At 48.5% G+C, this 1,923-nt stretch carries 4 protein-coding genes; all 4 read right to left on the bottom strand.

What is annotated here, in order from left to right; all coding sequences use genetic code 11:
• Positions 1-163 precede the first annotated feature (163 nt).
• Positions 164-733: a transcription termination/antitermination protein NusG gene (nusG, locus tag ACLUYS_RS09905; protein ID WP_230266819.1), complete on the bottom strand. Its 570-nt coding sequence runs from the start codon at positions 731-733 to the stop codon at positions 164-166.
• Positions 734-896: 163 nt separating this feature from the next.
• Positions 897-1,097 carry a preprotein translocase subunit SecE gene (gene secE / locus ACLUYS_RS09900; protein WP_230266818.1) on the bottom strand — a complete coding sequence of 67 codons (201 nt, stop codon included), beginning with the start codon at positions 1,095-1,097 and terminating at the stop codon, positions 897-899.
• 25 nt (positions 1,098-1,122) lie between these two features.
• Positions 1,123-1,272 (bottom strand): 50S ribosomal protein L33, encoded by a 150-nt coding sequence (rpmG, locus tag ACLUYS_RS09895; protein WP_230266817.1) that lies wholly within the window; start codon positions 1,270-1,272, stop codon positions 1,123-1,125.
• Positions 1,273-1,415: 143 nt separating this feature from the next.
• Positions 1,416-1,923: hypothetical protein (locus tag ACLUYS_RS09890; RefSeq protein ID WP_412659800.1), on the bottom strand; the 508-nt coding region annotated here is incomplete at its 5' end.

The following is a 1,923-nucleotide window of genomic DNA, read 5'->3' as shown; positions in this document are numbered from 1 at the left end:
GCGTATCTAATATTCAGTCTCGCGTATACCCGTCGATTGTTTGACACTTACTTTCCTTCCTGGGAAAACCTGCCTTGAATTATGCAGAGCTTGCTGCGCATGCTTTAGCCGTCCTGATCCCTGGGCAGCGAATGCTTTTGCCTTGAGATTTCAGGGTATGCGATCAGTCAGCGCTTGGTTCAATTTTCTGCAGATCGCCGTATTCGAAATCGGAGTTCTGCTCATTGCCGAACATCTGGTAGCTGGCATGGATTTTACGGTTTGCGGTATCGATGGATTCAACCGTAACAACGGTGCCTTTGATCGGGCCGTTGATGACTTCGGCCTTATCGCCGGGAACCACATCGAGAGTGACGTTTTCAACCGGACGATGAAGTCTTCTGAGTACGGCGTCCACTTCTTCCTGGGCTACAGGGAACGGTTTTGCTCCCTTTCCGCTCGATCCGATGAATCCGGTTACGCCCGGGGTGTTGCGGACAACGTACCAGGCTTCGTCGGTCATGCGCATGCGCACGAGAATATAGCCGGAGAAGAGATTGTGCGTCTTTGTAATTTCCTTGCCGTTTTTGTATTCCACTTCGGTTTCTTCCGCTACAACGACATCAAACAGGGAATCTTCCAGACCCATGGTGCTGATTCGTTTTAAAAGGTTTTCCTTAACACGATTTTCCTGACCGGCATACGTATTGACGACGTACCAGGCGACATCGTTGTCGTTAACTTTACTTGTCATATTGGTTCCTCTCCTTTTGAAAAGATCTGTATAATTTATATCACTGATCGAATGGTGCCCCTGATTTTAAGGACCGTAAATCCAGCGAAGTGCCGCCAAAATGGACGGATAATCAAAAAGGCAGCGCGAGTCTGCCTTTTTTGGTTAAGCCATGTAATCCAGTTTAAAGCGAAACAATCCAGCTGACGAGACCGGAGGCCGCAATTTCACAGATGAAGAAATAGAGGCCAAAGAGTGCGGTAAACAGAATTACGAGTCCGCTGGATTTCATCAGCTCTTTGAACGAAGGCCACTGTACCTTTTTCAGTTCCGCCCAGATCGCTTTGGGCGAATAGGTCGGGTCCTTGATTTCGTTTTCAGCCATTATCAAATTCCTTTACTAGTCAGTCTTATTTTGACTCTTTATGCAAAGTGTGCTTGTTGCATTTCGGACAGTACTTTCGAACTTCAAGACGGCCTGTCTGCGTCTTTTTATTTTTCTCGGTCGTATAGTTCCGGGAAAAGCATTCGGTACAAACCAAAGTAATCTTATCAGCCATAGTATGGCCTCCTTTGCAAGTTAAAAATATAGCATTCAACCCATTTTCTGTCAACAAAGCCCCGGCCTCCGGCCTCCATGCCGGTCCTTTATCGTCGGAACCTGAAATCCAAATCCAAATGCCGAAAAGAAATCGCTCAGCTCTTAAAACATCGGTTCCTTTGAAAACACTTCATGCCGTTTCCAGGCAGAGCGCGCTCTTCGCAGCGCCGTTCCGACGCGGGAGAGCGTAATGGACAGAATGGCGGATGTCTGCTTCTGGGTATAGCCCGTTCTGAGCATAGTCAGGATCTGCATGTCGAGCGCATCGAGCTCTTTGGAGAGTTCAGCGAGCACCTCATCGCAGGCGGAAGCCGCTAAATGATTTTCTTCGAGTACCATGTCGCTCTGAAAGCAGTTCTGAATATTCGGTCCGCCAAATTCACGGCGCTCAAAGCAGGCTTCCAGGGAAAGTGTATTGCGCCTTTGCAGGGAAGAAAACTGATTGGCACTGCGAATCAGGTCGGTCGCCTTGTTGCGAAGACAGGCGTAGTAGACCGTTCCGATCGAACACTTCTCATTGTCCCGATAGCGATAGATCAGCCGGTCAAACACATCGTAGGCAGCCGCGATCCAGTCTTCGTAAAGAAGAAGGGACCGAAGCATATTGTTG

The sequence above is a fragment of the Allobaculum sp. genome, assembly GCF_047010065.1.
In the GTDB taxonomy this organism is placed as follows: Bacteria; Bacillota_I; Bacilli_A; order Erysipelotrichales; family Erysipelotrichaceae; genus Allobaculum; species Allobaculum fili.
This window is presented reverse-complemented; position numbering and strand designations above follow the sequence as displayed.